Genomic DNA, 15,813 nt, shown 5'->3' with positions numbered 1-15,813 from the left:
AGCAGGTGGAGATCGGCCGGGGGAAGACCGGGCGGAGGGCGTACTCGCTCGACGAGATCGGTTTGGTGCCCTCGCGGCGCACCCGCGACCCGGAGGAGGTGTCGATCGCCTGGCAGATCGACGCCTACCGGTTCGAGCTGCCCGTGGTCGTCGCTCCCATGGACAGCGTGGTCTCGCCGGCCACCGCCATCGAGATCGGCCGGCTCGGCGGGCTCGCCCCGCTCGACCTCGAAGGGCTCTGGACGCGCTACGAGGACCCGCTGCCGCTGCTTGAGGAGTGCGCCGCCCTCGACCAGCAGGCGGCCACCAAGCGGCTCCAGGAGATCTACGCCGCGCCCATCCAGGAGGAGCTGATCGGCCGCAGGATCGAGGAGATCCGCGCGTCCGGGGTGACCACGGCCGTACGCCTGTCGCCGCAGCGCACCGTGCAGTACCACAAGGCCGTCATCGACGCGGGCGTCGACATCTTCGTCATCCGCGGCACCACGGTCTCGGCCGAGCACGTCTCGGGGCGGGCCGAGCCGCTCAACCTCAAGCAGTTCATCTACGAGCTCGACGTGCCGGTCATCGTGGGCGGCTGCGCGACCTACACCGCCGCGCTGCACCTGATGCGCACCGGTGCGGCCGGCGTGCTCGTCGGCTTCGGCGGCGGCGCCTCCCACACCACCCGCAACGTCCTGGGCGTGGCCGTGCCGATGGCGACCGCGATCTCCGACGTGGCGGCGGCTCGGCGCGACTACCTGGACGAGTCCGGCGGCCGCTACGTCCACGTGATCGCCGACGGCGGCATGGGCACCTCCGGCGACATCGCCAAGGCCATCGCCTGCGGGGCCGACGCCGTCATGGTGGGCTCGCCGCTGGCGCGCGCCGTCGAGGCCCCCGGCCACGGCTTCCACTGGGGCTCCGAGGCGCACCACCCCGACCTGCCGCGCGGCCGCCGCGTCCACTTCGGCACGGTCGGCACGCTGGAGCAGATCCTGCACGGGCCGTCCAGCGTGGCCGACGGGTCGATGAACCTCATGGGCGCGCTGAAGCGCACCATGGCCTCCACCGGCTACTCCGACATCAAGGAGTTCCAGCGGGTCGAGGTCGTCGTGGCGCCCATCCAGCGCTGAGTACGTCGAGCGCGAGGCGCCGGGGGTTCGGCGCTTCGCGCTGGTTCCGGCACCTTCCGCTTCTCTGGCACCGCAGGCCCACCGCCTGCGGTGCTTCTCTTTCGGCCGGCGTCTTTGCTGTGCGCCGTGGTTCGCGGTCTGGCCGTTGTCACTCCTGGTCGTGTGGGGGTGGTGGGGAGGGGCGCTGTCTGCGGTGCGTGCGTTCGAGCTGCCGCTTTCGCTGGGTGCCGTGGTTTGCGGCGCGTCGCCTTCCCGGAGTGGTGTTGGGCTTGGTGCGATGCTGGGGCCAAGGGTGGATATGCCGGGGTTTGGGGGCTGATGCCCGTGTGCGTGGAAGGGGGGCGCCGATAGAGTGCCTGTCCATGGATTCGGAATCACTCGAAGACAGGGTCAAGCGGCTCGAACAGCAGGTGGCCTCGCTCCAGCAGTACCTCGGCATCCGGCTCGACGACAGCGGTGAGCTGCGGCTGTCGCCGGAGTTTCATGCGGCGGTGCGCGACGGCAAGCTGGTCAAGGCCATCGCGATCTACCGTAAGGAGACCGGGGCCTCGCTGGTGAACGCCAAGAAGGCGGTGGAGGCGATGCAGCGCCGCCAGGACGCGATCGAACGCTGAGCGCGGATGGCCGACCTCACCCACACCCACGCACTGACGTACGAGGGCGGCCGGGTCGTCAAGCGCTACGTCGAGCCCAAGCCCGGCGCGGCCGAGCGGGAGTGGCGGGCGCTGACCGTCCTCGCCGAGCACACCCCCGGCCTCGCCCCCGAGCCGATCGCGTACGAGGACGGCGTGGTGACGATGTCGCGGCTGGACGGGGTGCCGCTGCGCGGCATGGGTGGGGCGCAGGTGCGCCGAGTGGCGGCCCAGGGGCGCTCAGGCGGACCTGGCCGTCAAGGAGGGCCTGCGCTGGCTGGAGAGCCGGACGCCCGGCGAGCAGGGCGTCACGCCCGCGTTCAGCACGGGTGACGGCGACCTCGCCAACTTCCTCTGGACGGCACGAGCGTCCGCATCGTCGACTTCGAGGACTCAGGCCGCAGCGACCTGGCGTACGAGGTGGCCGAGATGGCCGAGCACGTGTCGATGTGGGTGGACGGCGAGATCGACATCTTGGCGGACATCGTGGCGGGCATCGTGGCGGGCATCGCGGCGGGCATCGCGGCGCGCGACCCGCAATGACCCCCGTCTACGACGGGTTGAGGACGCCGAGCAGGTGGGTGACCTCGCGGGCGACCGCGTCGCGGCCCGCCTTGAGGTACTTGCGCGAGTCCACCACCCGCTCATCGTGGGCCAGGTAGTCGCGGACGGCCCCGGTGAACGCCTTGTTCAGGTGTGTGGCGATGTTGATCTTCTTCATGCCCCGCCGTACGGCCTCGCGCAGCACGTCATCAGGCACCCCCGAGGAGCCGTGCAGCACCAGCGGCACCGGCACGGCGGCCCGTAGCTCGGCGATGAGGTCGAGGTCGAGCACCGCGTCCTTGGTGGTCATGGCGTGGGAGGTGCCGACGGCCACGGCCAGCGCGTCGACGCCGGTCCGCGCCACGTAGTCGGCGGCCTCGTGCGGCTTGGTGCGCGCGCCGGGCGCGTGCACGCCGTCCTTGCCCCCGACCTCGCCCAGCTCGGCCTCCACCCACACGCCGCGCTCGTGGCACCAGGCGGCGACCTCGGCGGTGCTCGCGACGTTCTCCTCGTCGGGCAGGGCGGAGGCGTCGTACATGACCGAGCCGAGGCCGAGGCCGACGGCCTCTTCGACGAGCGCCCGGTCGGTGGCGTGGTCGAGATGCACGGCGACCGGCACCTCGGCGCGGCGGGCGACGGCGAGCGCGGCCAGCGCGATGGGTTCGAGCGCGCCGTGGTAGCGCACGCAGTTCTCGCTGATCTGCAGCACGACGGGCAGGCCGAGCGCCTCGGCACCGGCGACGATGGCGGTGGCGTGTTCGAGCTGGATGACGTTGAACGCGCCCACCCCTGCGGGTGACCGGGTCACGATGTCGCCGATGGGGGCGAGGGGCATGGCGGGCTCCTTCAGCTGATGGTGATCTGCGGGTGGATGTCGGCGTACACGTCGGGGTCGAACTCGCCGGCGACGGGCGTGGCGACGGCGGCGGCGCCGAGCGCGGCGGCGCGGCGCAGGCGTTCCGGCCAGGGCTCGCGTTCGACGAGGCCGAGGGCGAGACCGGCGACGAGCGAGTCGCCCGCTCCTGTGGGGTTGCCGTGCACGGCGTACGGCATGCGCGCGCGGAAGGTGCCCTCGCCGGTGACGGCCAGCAGCCCGCCCGCGCCCATGGACACGACCACCGCCTCGGCCCCCTGCCCGCGCAGGGCCTCCGCGCCCTCTGCTGGGCTGCCGGGCACGGCCCTGGCCAGCTCCTCGGCGTTGGGTTTCAGGATGGACGGCCGCCCCTTGGGCGCGTGGCGCAGTGGCTCGCCGTCGGCGTCCACGATGGCGGGCACGCCCAGGGAGGCGGCGACGGCGGCGAGCGTGGCGTAGGCGTCGGACGGCACGCCGCGCGGCAGGCTGCCGGAGAGCACGACCGCGTCGGCCCCGGCCAGCAGGGACTCGTAGTAGCGGGTGAACCCGGCCAGCTCGGCGGCGCTCACCTCGGGCCCCGGCTCGTTGAACAGCGCCGTGCGGCCCGCGTCGGGGTCGGTGACGGCGAGCGTGGTGCGGGAGTCGGCGGCGACCGCGTACAGGTCGTGGGGGATGCCGGCGGCCCGCAGGTCGGCTTCGATCGCCTGGCCGGTCGGACCACCGGCCAGGCCGGTGACCAGCACGTCGCGGCCGAGCGCGCGCAGCACCCTGGCGACGTTCACGCCCTTGCCCCCGGCCCGCCGGTGCACGCCGGCCACGCGGTTGACGCCGTCCCAGTCGGCGCCGGGCACCCGGTAGGTGGTGTCGAGGGCGAGGTTGAGGGTCACCGTGACGATCATCAGGGCTCCATGATCCAGACGCCGTCTTTCAGCACGCCGTCGACCTGCAGGGAGTCGGAGAGCACGACCAGGTCGGCGGCCTTGCCGACGGCGATCGAGCCGATGCGGTCGGCCAGGCCGAGCACGCGGGCGGGGGTCAGCGAGGTCACCTGTACGGCGTCCGGCAGCGACATGCCGAGCTCCTGGACCGCGCGGCGGAAGGCGACGTCCATGGTGAGCGTGGAGCCCGCGATGGAGCCGCCCTCGGCCAGCCTGGCCACGCCGTCGCGCACGTGGACCTGCATCGGGCCGAGCACGTAGTCGCCGTCGCCGAGCCCGGTGGCGGACATGGCGTCGGTGACGAGCATCGTGCGGCCCGGCCCGGCCACCTCGTACGCCAGCCGCAGCATGGCCGCGTGGACGTGGACCCCGTCGTTGATCAGCTCGACCGTCACCCGCTCGTCGTCGAGCAGCGCCGCCACCGGGCCGGGTGCGCGGTGGCCGAGCGGTGGCATCGCGTTGTAGAGGTGGGTGGCCACGGTGGCGCCCGCGTCGATGCCGGCGATGGTCTGCTCGTAGTCGGCGTCGCTGTGTCCGATGGCGGCGATGACGCCTTCGTCCGCGGCCATCCTGATCGTGTCGAGCGCGCCGGGCAGCTCGGGCGCGATCGTCACCATGCGGGCGTGCCCGCGCGCGGCCTTGACCAGCCCGGCGAACTCCTGCGGTGAGGGCTCGCGCAGCAGCGTGGGGTCGTGGGCGCCGCAGCGGGCCTTGGCGATGTACGGGCCCTCGAAGTGCACACCGGCCAGCAGGCCCTCATCGCACAGCTCGGCCAGCGCGGCGGCCGCTCTGGTCAGGCCCTCGACGGTGTCGGTGACGAGGCTGGCCACAGTCGTGGTGGTGCCGTGGCGGCGGTGCAGCGCCACGGCGTCGCGCGCCTTGTCCTGCTCACCGGTGGGGAACGAGCCCCCGCGCCCCCGTGGTTGTGCACGTCCACGAACCCTGGGACCACGTGGCGCCCGCCCAACCGCAGGCCGGGTCCGGGGGCGGCGCCGTGGCCGACATGCGTGATGCGGCCGTCTTCGATGGTCAGCCACCCCTCGTGAACTCCCTCGGGCGTCACGATCCTGGCGTCGGCAAGAGTAAGGCTCATGAAGAAAGGATCACAGATCGCGTGAGGTGCATGGGCTCGTCGGGGTCGAGCCCGCGCGCGAAGGCACGGGCCACGGCGACCCGCTGGACGCGGATCAGCTCGGCCATCGGGTCGAGCGCGCCCTCGATGAACGTGCCGCCGGTCGCCTCGACCTGGGCGCGCAGGCCCTCGGGCGCGGTGCCGAGCATCCACGTCACCCGTCCGGGGCCCGCGATGCTGATCGGGCCGTGACGGTACTCCATCGCCGGGTACGCCTCCGTCCACGACCTGGACGCCTCGCGCATCTTCAGCGCCGCCTCCTGGGCGAGGCCGACCGACCAGCCGGTGCCGAGGAAGCTGAACTGCTCGGCGTTCACCAACTGGTCGGGCAGCGGCTCGGCGACGGCCCGCTCGGCGTCGGCGATGGCCTGGGTGAGGTCCTCGCCGAGGCTCGCGCGGAGCATGGCGAGCTGGGTGGTGGCGAACCTGGTCTGCACGACGGACTTCTCGTCGGCGTAGTCGAGCACGATCAGGTCCTGCGCGGCGTCCTTGATCGGCGTGTTGGGGTCGGCGGTGACGGCCGTGGTCCTGGTGTCGATCCTGCCGAGCAGGTCGAGCACCTCGGTCGTGGTGCCGGAACGGGTCAGCGCGAGCACCCGGTCGTAGCGGCGGCCCGCGGGGAACTCGGAGGCGGCGAACGCGTCGGTCTCGCCGTGCCCGGCCCGCTCGCGCAGCGCCGCGTACGCCATCGCGATGAACCACGACGTACCGCAGCCGACCACGGCGACCCGCTCACCCCGGGCGGGGAGCGCGTCGGCGGGGACGTTCGCCACGGCGCGCCGCCAGCACGACGGCTGGGACGCGATCTCGGCTTCGGTGTGGGTGGTCACCACTTACCTCCAAGCTTGATTGTTTCTGCGTTTTTTATAGCAGAAAACGGCAAAAATGAACATCGGTGGCTCTGGGGTCCCAGGTTGTGCCACGCTTGCTCCTGACCTCATCCCCTTAGGAGGCCGACGTGTCCCGCTACGACCGCTGGAACGCCATCCTCGAACTGCTGGCGCAGGAGGGCAGGCTGTCGGTGGAGGAGGCCGCGCAGGCGCTGGACGTCTCCACCGCCACGATCAGGCGGGACTTCGACCAGCTCGCCCAGCAGCAGATGCTCATGCGCACGCGCGGCGGCGCGGTGTCGCAGAGCGTCAGCTACGACCTGCCGCTGCGCTACAAGACCGCGCGGCACGCCGACGAGAAGCACCGCATCGCCGCGGCGGCGGCCGAGCTGGTCTCGCCCGGGGCGGTCGTCGGGCTGAACGGCGGCACCACCACCTCCGAGCTGGCCCGCACGCTCGCCACGCTGCCCGCGCTGGAGAGCGGCTTCACGATCGTCACGAACGCGCTCAACATCGCCTCCGAGCTCACCGTCCGCAAGCACGTCAAGATCGTGGTGACCGGCGGGGTGGCGCGGCCGCAGTCGTACGAGCTGATCGGCCCGCTCTCCACCGGCGTGCTGGAGCAGGTGACGCTCGACGTCGCCTTCCTCGGCGTGGACGCGCTCGACGTCGGGCTCGGCGCGTCCGCGCACCACGAGGGCGAGGCCAGCGCCAACAACCTGCTGATCAGCCGGGCCGCCCAGGTCGTGGTGGTGGCCGACTCCTCCAAGATCGGCAGGCGGGCGTTCTCCCGGATCTGCCCCATCGAGCGGATCGACACCCTCGTCACCGACGCCCGGCTCAGTGACGATCTCGCCGCCCGGCTCACCGAGGCGGGCGTGAAGGTCGTACGCGCCTGAAAGCGGCCTCCCCTCGGGCCTGAGCGCGGCTCCCGGCATAAAGCGTTACAGGTCGGACGCTGTGCGGGTAGGTACCAGGAACAGCGACAAAGCCGTTTCAGGGGGAAATATGGCGTCGGGAAAGTGCGCGGCCCGTCTCGGGCCCGCCGAACGGGCCGAGGCGCTGGAGCGCATGAGGGCCCAGGAACTCGACGTCGTCGTGGTAGGCGGCGGCGTCGTGGGTGCCGGCATCGCGCTCGACGCGGTGACCAGGGGCCTTGACGTGGGGCTCGTGGAGGCGCGGGACTTCGCCTCCGGCACGTCGTCACGTTCGTCCAAGCTCATCCACGGTGGCCTGCGCTACCTGGAGCAGCTCAACTTCGACCTGGTACGCGAGGCGCTGCAGGAACGCGCCCTGCTGCTCCAGCGCATCGCGCCCCACCTGGTCAGGCCCGTGCCGTTCCTGTTCCCGCTGACCCACTTCGGGTGGGAGCGCCCGTACGTGGGCGCCGGCGTCATGCTGTACGACACGCTCGGCTTCGCGACCGGCCTGACCCGCGGCGTGCCGGGGCACCGGCACCTGTCGAGGAAGCGGGCGCTGCGCCTTGCCCCCTCGCTGAAGAAGAGCGCATTCACCGGCGCCATCCAGTACTGGGACGCCCAGGTGGACGACGCCCGCTACGTCGTGACCACGCTGCGCACCGCCGCCACCTACGGCGCGCACATCGCGCAGCGGACCCAGGTCGTCGGATTCCTGCGCGAGGGCGAGCGGGTCACCGGCGTGCGGGTGCGCGACCTGGAGAGCGGCGACGAGTTCGACGTACGCGCCAGGCAGGTGGTCAACGCGACCGGCGTGTGGACCGACGACATCCAGGAGCTGGTGGGCGGCAGGGGGCAGATCCACGTACGCGCCTCCAAGGGCATCCACCTGGTCGTGCCGCGCGACCGCATCCAGTCGCTGACCGGCATCATCCTGCGTACGGAGAAGTCGGTGCTGTTCGTCATCCCGTGGGGCCGCCACTGGATCATCGGCACCACCGACACGGAATGGACGCTCGACAGGAGCCATCCGGCCGCCTCCCGCGCCGACATCGACTACCTGCTCGACCACGTCAACGCGATCCTGTCGGTGCCGCTGACCCGCGACGACGTCGAGGGCGTCTACGCGGGGCTGCGGCCGCTGCTGTCGGGCGAGTCCGACGAGACGTCCAAGCTGTCCAGGGAGCACGTGGTCGCCCACCCCGTGCCCGGCCTGGTGATGGTGGCCGGGGGCAAGTACACGACGTACCGGGTGATGGCGCGCGACGCGGTGGACGCGGTGGCGCACGGCCTCGACTACCGGGTGCCGCAATCGTGCACCGACCGCATCCCGCTGGTCGGCGCCGAGGGCTTCCAGGCGCTGTGGAACTCCCGGCACCGCCTCGCCCAGGAGTCGGGGCTGCACGTGGCCAGGATCGAGCACCTGCTGCACCGCTACGGCTCGCTCATCGACGACATCCTGGAGCTGGTCGAGCAGGACCCGTCGCTGGGCCGCCCGCTGGACGGGGCCGACGACTACCTGCGCGCCGAGATCGTCTACGCCGCCACCCACGAGGGGGCCAGGCACCTCAACGACGTGCTGACCCGGCGTACCCGCATCTCCATCGAGACCTTCCACCGCGGGGTCGGGGTGGCGCGCGAGGCGGCGGAGCTGCTGGCCGGGCCGCTCGGCTGGGACGGCGAGCAGGTCAAGCGCGAGGTCGAGTACTACACCAAGCGGGTGGAGGCGGAACGGCGCTCGCAGGAGCAGGACTCCGACCAGGAGGCCGACGCGATCAGGCTGGGCGCGCCGGAGATCGTCCCGGTGGTGGCGCCGGAGAACGCCTAGGGCAGGGCGGTCCGCGGCGCTGCGGTTGTCCGCGGACCGCCCTCATCCGAGGTGGTTCTGCGTCAGGCGCGCCCCGGCTCAGGCCGGGTTGTAGACGCCGGCGTCGTGCACGTCGAGCAGGGGCTCCTTGACGCCGTCACCGGAGTCGTCGGTCCAGTCGGAGTTGCCGGTCGAGATCAGCGTGCTGCGCACGGCCAGCGAGCCTGCCCGCGTGGTCGGCTTGGCCGACCCCGAGGTGAGCAGGGCCGCCGCGCCCGCGACGTGCGGGCTGGCCATCGAGGTGCCGCTGATCGTGTTGTAGCCGCCGCCGGGCCACGTCGAGTAGATGCAGGTGCCGGGCGCGGTGATCTCCACGGTGGAGCCGTAGTTGGAGTAGAAGGCGAGGGTGTCGTCCTGGTCGGACTCGCTGCGGCAGGACAGCGTGCTGCCGCCCTGGCCGCCGGCCTGCCCGTCGTTGTCGGTCAGCGCGGAGACGGTGACCACGTCGGGGTGGTTGGCCGGGAAGAACGAGGCGGTGTTGGCGCTGCTGTTGCCCGCGGCCACCACGACCACGATGCCGGCGTTGACCGCGTTCGTGATGGCGCTGCTGATCGCGCTGCTGGAGCAGCCGCTGCAACCGAGGCTGAGGTTGATGACCTCGATGGTGGAGCTGCGCGCCACCACCCAGTCGATGCCGGCCGCGATGCCCGCGAGCGAGCCTGAGCCGGAGGCGTTGAGCACCTTGACCGCGTGGATGCGCGCGCCGGGTGCGACGCCGACCGGGCCGATCGCGTTGTCGATCGCGCCGATGGTGCCGGCGACGTGGGTGCCGTGGCCGTTGTCGTCGGTGCCGGAGTTGTTGATGCAGAGGCCGATCACGCAGTTGGTCCTGGCGACCACGTTCAGGTCGGGGTGGCTCTGGTCGACGCCGCTGTCCACCACGGCGACGTCCACGTCCACGCGGCGGTCGTCGGTGCCGTCGATGTCGAGGTTGGGGTTGTCCGGGCCGAAGATCCGGCTCACGCCGGTCGGGATGGTCTGGGCGAAGTGGGTGACCACGGCGTCGGGCTCCACGCTGAGCACGCTCGGGTCCTTCTTGAGCTTCTCGGCGGCGGCGGCGCTCAGCTTCGCGGTGTAGCCCTTGAACGCGTGCTGGTAGACGCCGACCAGCTCGCCGCCGAGCTGCGACACCTGGGTCTCGGCCGCGCCGCGCGGCGCGCGCAGCGACGGGTTGAGCTGGACGATGTACGTGCCTTCCTGAGCGGCCTCAGGCGGCTCTGCCGCGGAGGCGGGCAGCGGCGCCGCGGCTAACGCGAGCGCGCTGAGCAGCGATGCGAGCAGGGGGGTGCGTGATCGCATGGCAGCGTGGGGCCCTTTCTCGTGAAGGCGGACCGGCGGTGGCTCGTGACGGGCGCGCCGTGTCCGACAAGACGGTGTAAGCGAATTTTTCACCGGTTGTCGGGATAAGTCCATAAAAAAGGTGCCGGTTCATTTGCGAACCGGCACCTTTTGGTTGCTCAACGAAGCGGGATCCACACTTGTGAATCGAGCGTCTCCATGTCGTTGACCTGGACGCCTTCATACGACACTGTCCAGATCGAGTCGCCGATGACCAGCGAGCGTTCGATACCCGGCCGGTATGGGTACTCGCCGCGCCGCTCCGGATGCTCGATCATGCCCAGCCGCCGTACCTCCTTGTCGTCGATCCTGAGCACCAGCGCGCCCGACTTGTCCGGCTGCACCAGCGGCACCACCGCGAGACCGGTCTTCGGCCAGTACAGGAACGCGTGCGGGTCCCACTCCGCGCCCGAGCCCGAGTCGCGCTGGAAGAACTGCGACAGCCGGCGCGGCGCCGCCGGGTCGCTCACGTCGAACAGCGACACCTGCGTGCCCAGCGTCCTGCCCTTCTCGCTGGCCTCCTGGCCGATGCCGATCAGCCGGCCGTCGGCGGCGGGATGCAGGTACGCCGAGTACCCGGTGATCTTCAGCTCGCCCGTCACCCGGGGATGTGCGGGGTCGCGCAGGTCGAGCGTGTAGAGCGGGTCCACCTGGCGGAACGTCACGCAGTAGCCGACCGGGCCGATGAAGCGCACCGAGTAGATGCGCTCGCCCTTGCCGAGGCCGCCGACCTCGCCCACCTTCTCCATGGTGTCGGCCTTGAGCACGTAGACCGCGCTGGAGCTGTCGCGGCCGTCGGACCGGTTGAGCGTGGTGGCCACGCGGAGGTGGCCGTCGTGCTCGGAGAGCGCGTACTGGTTGAGCAGCCGGCCGGGCACCTTGTCCGAGGCCACGTACGCGGGCGCGCCTGGCTTCGTGATGTCGAAGCGGTGCACCTCCGTCTCCTCGGGCGGCTGCGCGGGGGTGGGCTCCGGCGTGGGCGTTTCCGCGGGCACCGTCTCGGCTGGCACCGTCTCGGCCGGCACCGTCGCGGCCGGCGTGCTCCCTGTGGTGGTCGGCGCGATCGGCGGGTCGGTCACCGTCGGCTCCTCCGCCGGGGCCACGGCCGTCGGGCGAGGCGAGGGCGGCGGCGGAAGCCGTCGCACCACGGGGAACCACCAGCGCGGGTTGCTGGCCACGTACAGGCTCTGGCCGGTGCCGTAGACGATGTCGCCGTCGGCGGCCAGCGTGATCGGGTCGGTGCCCGCCGCCGTGATGCCCTGGGCCAGGTCGATCGTGTGCACGGTCAGCATCGAGGTGCCGGTGTAGTCGGCGGGGTGGCTGACCCGCTCGCACGGCACCCGGCTCTGCGTGGTCCTGCCGGACGCGTCGGTGATCTCGATCCTGGGCAGCCACGCCTCGGCTGGGGCGTTCGCGATGACGGCCCGGTTCGCCGCGATCAAGTCCGATTCGCTGCTGCCAGGGCGCCGCTCGTGGAAGACGACGTCGGGCCGGCTGCGGGTGACGAGGCGGACGGTGGAGCCGACCAGCCGCGCGTCCACGTACGATCCCTGCGGCTTGATCGTGCCCAGCACCTTCGGCTCGCCCGCGAGGTCCACCAGCACGTACCGGGTGTCGCCCACCGGACCCCCGGCGATCCGCTTGTACATGATGTCCCCGCCGGCCATCAGCACCAGCGCCCGGTCGCCCGACACCAGCAGGTCCGCGGGGAAGCCGGAGCCGCCCTCGCCCTCGGTCAGCCGGAGCGAGGCGGTGATCTTCCTGGTGGCCGTGTCGATGACGCGCAGGGTGCCGTCGGTGACGGTGATGAGCCGCTCGCCGTCGGTCTTGACCAGGTCGGGCTCGTCCACGCCCGCCTCGTGCACGTTCGTCGTCGAGTGCTCGGGCGACTGCGTGACCGCACGCGCTTTGGCCTCGCTGCGCACGCTGTCCTGCCCGACCATCATCGGCATCGCGTCGCCGAAGCCGTAGGGCCCGACGTTGGCCGCGCTGCGCTCGCGCAGCTCCTCCAGCAGGTCGTCGCACCCGTCGTACGCCACCAGGCGCACCGCGCCGAGGCTCGTCCTCACCGGCGGCGGGCCCTGGTCTCCACCCGGCGACGTGGTGCAGGCGGCCGTGACCGCGGCCAGCGCGGCGGCCGCCACGGTCGTGCGGATCAGCGTGTTCATGCCCCCCATCACGGCCGGATCCGCCGGATGGTTCACGAGCCGCGCGCCGGATTCCTGGTGAAGACGGGGTCGACGTCCAGCTCTTCCGGGGCCTCCAGGAGCTTGCGCACCAGCTTGCCCTTGAAGTCGACCACCTGCACCTCGGCGTTGGCGCCGTTGTCGTTCTCCCAGCAGTACAGGTGCTTGTCGTCGTAGAAGCCGAGCACCTCGTCGCAGTCGGAGTAGAACGTGTGCAGCCGCTTGCCGGTGGCGGCGTCCCAGATGCAGTGGTCGTTGTACGTGCCGTCAGGGCAGTTGGTGACGTACGCCTTGCCCGAAGGCGAGAAGATGTCCTCCGTCGTGCCGGCGGGGAGCGTGCCGATCTTCTCCTGCGAGCGCACCACCCGGCCTTGGGGGTCGAAGAAGCGCAGGTTCAGGTTGTCCTCGGGGCCGTAGACGTTGACCGTGCCGACGTTGTCGCCGTCGAAGGCGAACATGTTCCTCCTGACGGCGGTGTCGCTGACGTCCACCCGCCTGACGCGCTTGGTGGCCACGTCGACCAGCATGAACCCCGGGTAGGTCAGCTCGTCGCCGACCTCCCGCGCGATGCTGAGCAGGATCGTCCCGCCGTCCTTCGACCACCGCATGATGATGCCGTCCAGCGGGCTCTTGACGGTCTTGATCGTGTGGCGCTGCCCGGTCCGGCGGTCGGTGATGACGATGAAGTCGTGATCGTCGGGGGTGTACTGCCTGCCCCTCGACGCGAGGTAGCGTCCGTCGGGGGAGACCAGCGACTCCATGTTGCCCGCGTACTTGGTGAACTTGCCGCGCAGCGAGTCCCTGGCGTAGTCGATCCAGTCGTCCTTCTTCGCGTCCTTGACCTCGTACGAGGTGAGCACGATGGCGTCGGACGGGCTCTCGTACAGGGAGATGTCGCCGCCGGGCAGCTTCCGCTTGGTGCCCTCGCCGGGCACGTCCTCCGCCTGGTGCTCCGCCTGGTCCTCGGTCTGGTCCTCGGAGTCGTCTCCGGTGGCGTCCCCGGTGGGCTCCTCGCCGGAGCCGCTGGGCTGCCGCTCCGTGTCCGCCGACGGGGTCGTGGACTGGAGCGCGGCCGTGCTCGCCGTCCGGTACATCTGGACGCCCGCGAAGATGACGGCGGCCAGCAGCAGCGCGACCGCCGCGGTGACGCTCGCCACCACCTGCCCCCGCCTGCGGTCCGGCGGCTTGGCGGCGGGGTGCGTGGGCTGGAGGTGCTGCCACGCGTGGGGGTGGCCCGGCGGGATGTGCTGCTGGGAAGGCGGTCCTGCGGCGGGCGCGCCGGTGTGCGGGGGCGTGCTTGCGGCGGGTGCGCCTGTGACGGGCAGGCCCGCGGGCCGCGGGCCCGCCTGGGGGAGCGGCCCTGAGACGGGCGAACCTAAGGCGGGCGGGCCGGGGAAGGGCGCGGACGATGCCGCCGCCGCGCCCTCCGCCAGCATGCCCGAGCCGGACGCCGGGTGCCGCAGCAGCCGCACCATCACCTGCTCGGCCGTGGGCCGCTGCGCCGGATCTTTGGCCAGGCAGGCGGCCACGACCTCGCGCAGCGTGCCGTCGAGCGGGCCGAGGTCGGGCTGCCGGTTGAGCACGCGGTTGATCACCGCGGGCATCGTGTCGCTGCCGAACGGCGCCTGCCCCGTCGCCGCGAAAATGATCGTCCCGGCCCACGAGAACAGGTCGGCCGCCGGTCCCACCGCGTGGCCCATGAACTGCTCGGGCGCCATGTACGACGGGGTCCCCACCACCGACTGGCTGATCGTCGTGGCGTTCAGCGCCCGCGCGATGCCGAAGTCGATGACCCGGGGCCCGTCGGCGCCGATGATCACGTTGGCCGGCTTGAAGTCGCGGTGCACGATGCCCGCCTGATGGATCGCGGCGAGCGCGGTCGCGGTGCCGACGGCCAGCCGGTGCAGCGCCGTCCCCGTGCGCGGCCCCTGCTCCTGCACCACCCGATGCAGGGAGGGGCCCTCGATGTACTCGCTGACGATGTACGGCCGATCCTGCTCGATCCCTGTGCCCAGCACGGCGGCCGTGCAGAACGGCGCCACGTGCCTGGCCACCTCGACCTCGCGCAGGAAGCGCTGCACGCTCGACTCGTCGCCCGCCAGGTCGGCCCGCAGCCACTTGACCGCCGCCTTGCCGCCCTCGGCGTCCTCGCCCAGGTAGACGACGCCCTGGCCACCCTCGCCGAGCCTGCCGAGCAGACGCAGGCCCCCCAGCGAGCGCGGATCTGCCGGGCGGAGCGGAGCGAAGGAAGCCATGCCAGAATTCTGGCCCCATGCCGCCCGTCTCGTGGGACTCCGCCGAGAATAGGGGAAGTTACCGCTGTCCGGCATATTGCCGCGATTCACTACGTTCCTGGCGAAAGCACGGACCTCGCGGGGGCATGACTGAAAAAGTGGAGACGTGAGCTGGAACGCACGAGCCCTCGACGTGCTGGCCGCGGGGGAGCCGACCCCGCTGATCGAATTCCCGGTTCGGGTCCCCGGGATCACGTTGTTGCTGAAGGACGAGTCCCGGCATCCCACAGGCAGCCTCAGGCACCGCCACGCGCGCGCGTTATTCCGCCAGGCCGTGCTCGACGGCCTGGTCACCGAGGGCGCGACCGTGGTCGAGGCCACGGGCGGCAACGCGGCGGTGGCCCAGGCGTGGTTCGCCCGGCGGCTCGGCCTGCGGTACATCGTGGTGATGCCGGGCAAGGCGGGGCCCGAGCGGGCGCGGCCGGTGGAGGAGCTGGGCGGCGAGTGCAGGTTCGTCTCGCCGCCGCTGGCCATCTACGACGCGGCGCGGCGGATCGAAGGGCACTTCCTCGACCAGTTCGGCAGGGCGGCCGAGCACGACCTCGCCGAGGAGCTGTTCGCCCAGGTGAGCCCCGACTGGGTGGTGACGGGCGCGAGCACCGGCGCGACCTCGGCGACGCTCGGCAACTGGATCAAGAAGCATGACCTCGACTGCCGGGTCGCGGTGGCCGACCCGGAGAACTCCGCGTACTTTCCTGGCTGGACGCTCGACGTGCGCGACTACGCCACCGGCATGCCCTCGCGCATCGAGGGCATCGGCCGCCCGCGCATGGAGCCGGGCTTCCGTCCCGACCTGATCGACCTGGTGATCCCGGTGCCCGACGCGGCCACGGTGGCTGCGGCGCGGCACATCAGGGGGGTCACCGGGCTGCCCGTGGGCCCGTCGTCCGGCACCGTGCTCTGGGCGGCGCTCGAGCTGATCGAGCGCATGGTCATGCGAGGCGAGAGCGGCACGATCGTCTCGCTGATCGGCGACGCCTCCGAGCGCCACCTCACCACCTGCCACGACGACGCCTGGGCCGCCGAGCGCGGCCTCGACGTCGCCCGCCACGCCGACCGCCTCCGTCTGGTCAGCCCGGCAGGCTGAGCGTCCTTGGGCTCGCTCCTGGCCGGTGCGGCGGGCCGGGCGCCTCGAAGGCCCGCTCCTGATCGGCCTGGAGGGCCGGGC

At 71.9% G+C, this 15,813-nt stretch carries 13 protein-coding genes; 6 read left to right on the top strand and 7 right to left on the bottom strand.

The window, feature by feature from the left end:
* Nucleotides 1-5 precede the first annotated feature (5 nt).
* From WBK31_RS31400 to WBK31_RS31390, 3 genes are all read left to right on the top strand, one after another.
* On the top strand, nt 6-1,115 hold the full coding sequence (locus tag WBK31_RS31400; protein WP_378790174.1) for a GuaB3 family IMP dehydrogenase-related protein: 1,110 nt from the start codon (nt 6-8) through the stop codon (nt 1,113-1,115).
* 362 nt (nt 1,116-1,477) lie between these two features.
* Complete coding sequence (locus WBK31_RS31395) at nt 1,478-1,729, top strand: hypothetical protein (RefSeq protein WP_364068548.1); 252 nt, start codon at nt 1,478-1,480, stop codon at nt 1,727-1,729.
* 6 nt (nt 1,730-1,735) lie between these two features.
* The gene (locus WBK31_RS31390; protein ID WP_364068546.1) at nt 1,736-2,080 is read left to right on the top strand and encodes a hypothetical protein; all 345 of its coding nucleotides are present in this window, start codon (nt 1,736-1,738) and stop codon (nt 2,078-2,080) included.
* Nucleotides 2,081-2,297: 217 nt separating this feature from the next.
* Here the strand turns inward: WBK31_RS31390 and WBK31_RS31385 are convergent, their stop codons facing one another.
* The 4 genes from WBK31_RS31385 to WBK31_RS31370 form a co-directional block, all read right to left on the bottom strand.
* Nucleotides 2,298-3,125 (bottom strand): class II fructose-bisphosphate aldolase, encoded by an 828-nt coding sequence (locus WBK31_RS31385; protein WP_364068542.1) that lies wholly within the window; start codon nt 3,123-3,125, stop codon nt 2,298-2,300.
* 11 nt (nt 3,126-3,136) lie between these two features.
* Nucleotides 3,137-4,042: a 1-phosphofructokinase family hexose kinase gene (locus tag WBK31_RS31380; RefSeq protein ID WP_406673587.1), complete on the bottom strand. Its 906-nt coding sequence runs from the start codon at nt 4,040-4,042 to the stop codon at nt 3,137-3,139.
* Nucleotides 4,042-4,947, bottom strand: a complete 906-nt coding sequence (gene nagA / locus WBK31_RS31375; RefSeq protein WP_378786135.1) for an N-acetylglucosamine-6-phosphate deacetylase — start codon at nt 4,945-4,947, stop codon at nt 4,042-4,044. The genes WBK31_RS31380 and nagA overlap by 1 nt, the downstream gene beginning before the upstream one ends.
* A 223-nt stretch (nt 4,948-5,170) precedes the next feature.
* On the bottom strand, nt 5,171-6,043 hold the full coding sequence (locus tag WBK31_RS31370) for a sugar isomerase (RefSeq protein ID WP_364068536.1): 873 nt from the start codon (nt 6,041-6,043) through the stop codon (nt 5,171-5,173).
* Nucleotides 6,044-6,171: 128 nt separating this feature from the next.
* On the opposite strand from WBK31_RS31370, the gene WBK31_RS31365 reads away from it, so the two are divergent.
* Together WBK31_RS31365 and glpD are read left to right on the top strand one after the other, a co-directional pair.
* Nucleotides 6,172-6,942, top strand: coding sequence for a DeoR/GlpR family DNA-binding transcription regulator (locus WBK31_RS31365; protein ID WP_406673586.1), 771 nt, complete (start codon nt 6,172-6,174; stop codon nt 6,940-6,942).
* A gap of 109 nt (nt 6,943-7,051) precedes the next feature.
* Nucleotides 7,052-8,788, top strand: coding sequence for a glycerol-3-phosphate dehydrogenase (gene glpD, locus WBK31_RS31360; protein WP_378786138.1), 1,737 nt, complete (start codon nt 7,052-7,054; stop codon nt 8,786-8,788).
* Between the two features lie 78 nt (nt 8,789-8,866).
* Here glpD and WBK31_RS31355 read toward each other — a convergent pair whose 3' ends face one another.
* The 3 genes from WBK31_RS31355 to WBK31_RS31345 all read right to left on the bottom strand — a co-directional run bounded on the left by WBK31_RS31355 (nt 8,867) and on the right by WBK31_RS31345 (nt 14,606).
* The gene (locus WBK31_RS31355) at nt 8,867-10,126 is read right to left on the bottom strand and encodes a S8 family serine peptidase (protein WP_378786140.1); all 1,260 of its coding nucleotides are present in this window, start codon (nt 10,124-10,126) and stop codon (nt 8,867-8,869) included.
* 158 nt (nt 10,127-10,284) lie between these two features.
* Nucleotides 10,285-12,333 carry a beta-propeller domain-containing protein gene (locus tag WBK31_RS31350; protein ID WP_406673585.1) on the bottom strand — a complete coding sequence of 683 codons (2,049 nt, stop codon included), beginning with the start codon at nt 12,331-12,333 and terminating at the stop codon, nt 10,285-10,287.
* Nucleotides 12,334-12,365: 32 nt separating this feature from the next.
* On the bottom strand, nt 12,366-14,606 hold the full coding sequence (locus WBK31_RS31345) for a protein kinase domain-containing protein (RefSeq protein ID WP_406673584.1): 2,241 nt from the start codon (nt 14,604-14,606) through the stop codon (nt 12,366-12,368).
* A 145-nt stretch (nt 14,607-14,751) separates the two neighbouring features.
* Here WBK31_RS31345 and WBK31_RS31340 point away from each other — a divergent pair, with 145 nt between their 5' ends.
* On the top strand, nt 14,752-15,732 hold the full coding sequence (locus WBK31_RS31340) for a PLP-dependent cysteine synthase family protein (protein WP_406673583.1): 981 nt from the start codon (nt 14,752-14,754) through the stop codon (nt 15,730-15,732).
* Nucleotides 15,733-15,813 lie beyond the last annotated feature (81 nt).

This window comes from Nonomuraea sp. N2-4H (genome assembly GCF_045291505.1).
Lineage (GTDB): Bacteria > Actinomycetota > Actinomycetes > Streptosporangiales > Streptosporangiaceae > Nonomuraea > Nonomuraea fastidiosa.
The sequence above is the reverse complement of the archived record's forward strand: the minus strand, read 5'-3'. Positions and strand labels throughout refer to the sequence as shown.

Bases quoted from the DNA above. Each gene is read 5' to 3' on its own strand.
- WBK31_RS31395 (WP_364068548.1), top strand. From the start codon at position 1,478: ATGGATTCGGAATCACTCGAAGACAGGGTCAAGCGGCTCGAACAGCAG.
- WBK31_RS31390 (WP_364068546.1), top strand. From the start codon at position 1,736: ATGGCCGACCTCACCCACACCCACGCACTGACGTACGAGGGCGGCCGG.
- WBK31_RS31385 (WP_364068542.1), bottom strand. From the start codon at position 3,125: ATGCCCCTCGCCCCCATCGGCGACATCGTGACCCGGTCACCCGCAGGG.
- WBK31_RS31380 (WP_406673587.1), bottom strand. From the start codon at position 4,042: ATGATCGTCACGGTGACCCTCAACCTCGCCCTCGACACCACCTACCGG.
- glpD (WP_378786138.1), top strand. From the start codon at position 7,052: ATGGCGTCGGGAAAGTGCGCGGCCCGTCTCGGGCCCGCCGAACGGGCC.
- WBK31_RS31355 (WP_378786140.1), bottom strand. From the start codon at position 10,126: ATGCGATCACGCACCCCCCTGCTCGCATCGCTGCTCAGCGCGCTCGCG.
- WBK31_RS31350 (WP_406673585.1), bottom strand. From the start codon at position 12,333: ATGAACACGCTGATCCGCACGACCGTGGCGGCCGCCGCGCTGGCCGCG.
- WBK31_RS31345 (WP_406673584.1), bottom strand. From the start codon at position 14,606: ATGGCTTCCTTCGCTCCGCTCCGCCCGGCAGATCCGCGCTCGCTGGGG.